Annotated in this window: 4 protein-coding genes; 2 read left to right on the forward strand and 2 right to left on the reverse strand. The window is 59.3% G+C overall.

All coding sequences use genetic code 11. The features are described from left to right. Positions 1-1,197 (reverse strand): hypothetical protein (locus ACH2EH_RS19810; protein WP_395144394.1); only part of this gene is annotated, 1,197 nt, incomplete at its 3' end. A 79-nt stretch (positions 1,198-1,276) separates the two neighbouring features. Here ACH2EH_RS19810 and ACH2EH_RS19815 point away from each other — a divergent pair. After that, the gene (locus ACH2EH_RS19815; RefSeq protein WP_395144396.1) at positions 1,277-2,221 is read left to right on the forward strand and encodes a D-2-hydroxyacid dehydrogenase; all 945 of its coding nucleotides are present in this window, start codon (positions 1,277-1,279) and stop codon (positions 2,219-2,221) included. A 155-nt stretch (positions 2,222-2,376) separates the two neighbouring features. Here ACH2EH_RS19815 and ACH2EH_RS19820 read toward each other — a convergent pair whose 3' ends face one another. Then, a complete protein-coding gene (locus ACH2EH_RS19820) occupies positions 2,377-2,814 on the reverse strand; it encodes a GNAT family N-acetyltransferase (RefSeq protein ID WP_395144398.1) in 438 nt (145 codons plus the stop codon). 200 nt (positions 2,815-3,014) lie between these two features. Here ACH2EH_RS19820 and ACH2EH_RS19825 point away from each other — a divergent pair. After that, positions 3,015-3,255 (forward strand): winged helix-turn-helix transcriptional regulator (locus ACH2EH_RS19825; protein ID WP_395144399.1); only part of this gene is annotated, 241 nt, incomplete at its 3' end.

Here is a 3,255-nt window from a genome sequence, read left to right on the forward strand (position 1 = left end):
GCGCACCTTCCAGAGCCCGCCCGGCAGTTCCCAGTCAATATCCCACGCCTCCTCGCCCTTTCGGCGCGGCACCGACGGCACCACGTGGGCGGGAGTGACAAGCGGAACCCCCTCTATCTCCCCCTCCAAGGAGATCGCCCAGAGTACGACGAAAAGGCAGGGAGCTTCCAATCGGGCAGTGAGAACCCAGTGGCTCCCTCGCCTCTCTTGGATGGGCTCATGGCCCGACAGGCACCGGGGAGAGATCCCAATTCCCCCCTCTTCGAATTGTTCCCAGCCGTCTTGGACATCTTGGACATCCTGAGCTGTCGAGGGCCGATGGTCATAGAAGCGAAGTGCCAGCGCTTCTGCCCCCCGCTGGAGCGTGACGCTCTTCAGCACCTCGCCCTCGCTAAAACAGCCACGATTCTCGGTGTTTGTTTGACAGATGACAGTGTCTAGGCAGAGCAAGTTCTGCGGTGTCGAGGGAGCAAAGGGGTAGCGTGAGAGCGTCGCCAGCGTTCCATGTGAGCTACGGTGTTGCCGAAAGACAGCCCCGCCGAAGCAAGGAATCGTCAGCGTGTCGGGCGAAGAGGTTTGCGGGAGTAGGTGATTCTGTAAACCAAGGCGTGCAAGCAGGCTCCAAAGTACGCCCTCGGCCTCACTGAGGCTCTGCCGGAGTGTCTTAAGAACAGGATTGGCGAGGTCTTCCTCCAGCTTCACCAGCCGCCGGAAGAGCGTTTCTGTTCGGCGGGGAGGCTGTGTATCGAGGGTAAGGAGCAGACCGAGTGAGTGCAGAAGCTCACGGGTATTGCTCAGGTGCGCCCCACAGCCCCACTCAAAGAAGATCCACTCGTGGGCAGCGTCCTCGAAGTCTTGCTCAATATCCTCTTGTGCCAACAAACGCAGTACGACAAGCGCTTCAAGATAGCCGCTGACATAATAGAAATGGCGTGCGGCGCGAACCGGGCGAGCGTGCTGGCAAAGCGCCTGAGCTAGCTGGATGAGGAGGGCTTGTGTGTCGTCGGGAAAGGCGGAGCGGTGGCGGGCGAGAAGTACCAGAGTGCACCAGAAGCTATAGCCACTTAACGTCCCCTCATCCCACTTTTCTTTCAGCGCATCAACGTACTGAGCCGTTGGGAGATCAGCAAGAGTGCCTTGCTCGGCAGCGGCAAGAAGCGCTTCAATCAGCGCGTCACGTGGGTCAATCAGAATCATAGAGTAAGGCAAAGTTCACCGATACCTCCCCGAAATCCTGTGCCTCTTTCAATCGGCGGTGCGCGGGTACAATCAAGCCATGCACGTTCTCTGTCTTTCTACCAGCACGAAGCTCCGCGAGGCGCTCACCGAGGCACTTGGCGAATCCGTTATTCTGCACTTCAGCGACTCGAAGGCTCCCGACGAGAAAGCACTGGCCGAATCCGAGCTGGTGGTGACGGCGAAGCTGGAGCCGGAGCTTCTGGGGCTGCTGCCGAAGCTCAAAGTGGTGCAGATCACGAGTGCGGGCGTGGATGGCAAGCTCTACCCGGAGTTATTTACAGGCGGCGTGCAAGTGGTGACGGGCTCAGATGTGCACGCAAGCGCCTGCGCGGAGCATGTGCTGGCCATGATGCTGGCCGTCGCGCGGCAGATTCCCGCAAGTGTTTTAGCGCAGGAAGAAAAACACTGGGGCATCTCCCCGCCACTGTTTCAGCTTGAAGGCAAGACCGTCGGGATTGTGGGGGCGGGGCAGATTGGGCAGGGAATCGCGACCCGCTGCAAGGCCTTTGGGATGAACACAATTGGTCTGCGCCGCAACCCGGAGCTTCCCAGCGAGGGCTTTGATGTGGTCTTGCCACACTTGCAGTACCACGAGCTGGTTCTCCGTAGCAATATGATCGTGCTCGCACTCCCGCTCACGCCCTCCACGCGCTGGTTCTTTGGTGAGGACGAGATTGAGATCGTCCAGAGGGGAACCTATCTGTTTAACATCGGGCGCGGCGGCTTGCTGGATGAAAAATATGTCTGGAAGGCGCTCAAAAATAAATGGCTGGCGGGCGCGGGGCTGGATGTCTTCGAGGACGAGCCACTTCCTCCCAATTCGCCATGGTGGGAGCTAGACAATGTGCTCATCACTCCGCACACCGGCGGCCAGACCGACACCGTCGCCGAGCGCCTCGCGGCTTTAGTGGCCGAGCAAGTGCGCCGGATGCAGGCGGGTGAGCCGCTGAAGAATACTGTCAACCCGGAGCTGGGCTACTGAGTTTCGTCCCCTGTACCGCTCCGTTGGCTCGCCCCCGTTGGAGGGGGGCGTCTTATTGTCGCTTCGCGACACGAAGGGCGTGCCGCCCATAGGAAGTTCTCATGGCCCGAAGTGGCCTTTGTGTCCGAGGAACGAGGACAATAAGACGCCCCCGTTCATGGGGGCGAGCCATCAGAACGATACACATCGGGGAACTTGCGGGTCATCCAGCGCCCGTTGTTTTCCACTTCGAAGCCAAACTGCTCGTAGAGGCCGTGGGCATCTTTTGTCACTAATCCCCAGCGGCGGCAGCCCCAGGGCAAGAGATAGGTCTCAATCGCCGCCATGAGCTGCTTGCCTAGGCTCTGGCCTTGAAACGCGGGGACGATAAACACATCGCAGACATAGGCAAACGTGGCGTGGTCTGTGATGAGCCGGGCGAATCCGACCTGCTGGTGTGTTTCTTCCACATAGGCTCCAAAGCAGACGGAGTTCTCGATGGCACGGCGCACCGTTTCCTCAGGAATTCCCTGGGCCCAGTACGATTCCTGAGCGAGGTAGGCATGGATCGTTGCAAAATCAAGTAACGCTTTGTCGGTGCTAATGGTGAACATGACAGCTCTATGGTACACTTTCTGGCAGTGAAGTGCATCACCCTGGCTCTGGTGTTGGCTAGCGTGGCTGCGGCGGCTCCGGCTGCTGTGGCCGCTCCGTAATGCCGGGTCTTGCTTGAGGCGCTTTCACGAGAAACTTCTAATTTAAAGACGAACCGGCTTACGCAAGTGAGCCGGTTTTTTTATGGTTGAGGAAAATAATGGACCTGGATGTTTTGCGGATTCTGGAGCGCGATTCCCGCCTGAGTGCGGCGCAAATTGCAGCCATGACGGGCAAGAGCGAGGCCGAGGTTGCTGCGGCGATCGCTGCGGCGGAGGGCGCGGGCGTGATTCGCTCGTACCGAACGCGCATTGACTGGGAGAAAGCGGGCGATGGGCGAGTCTACGCCTTTATTGATGTCGCCGCTCAGCCCGAGCGCGGCACCGGCTACGATAAAATCG

The sequence above is a fragment of the Armatimonas sp. genome, assembly GCF_043760365.1.
Classification (GTDB): domain Bacteria; phylum Armatimonadota; class Armatimonadia; order Armatimonadales; family Armatimonadaceae; genus Armatimonas.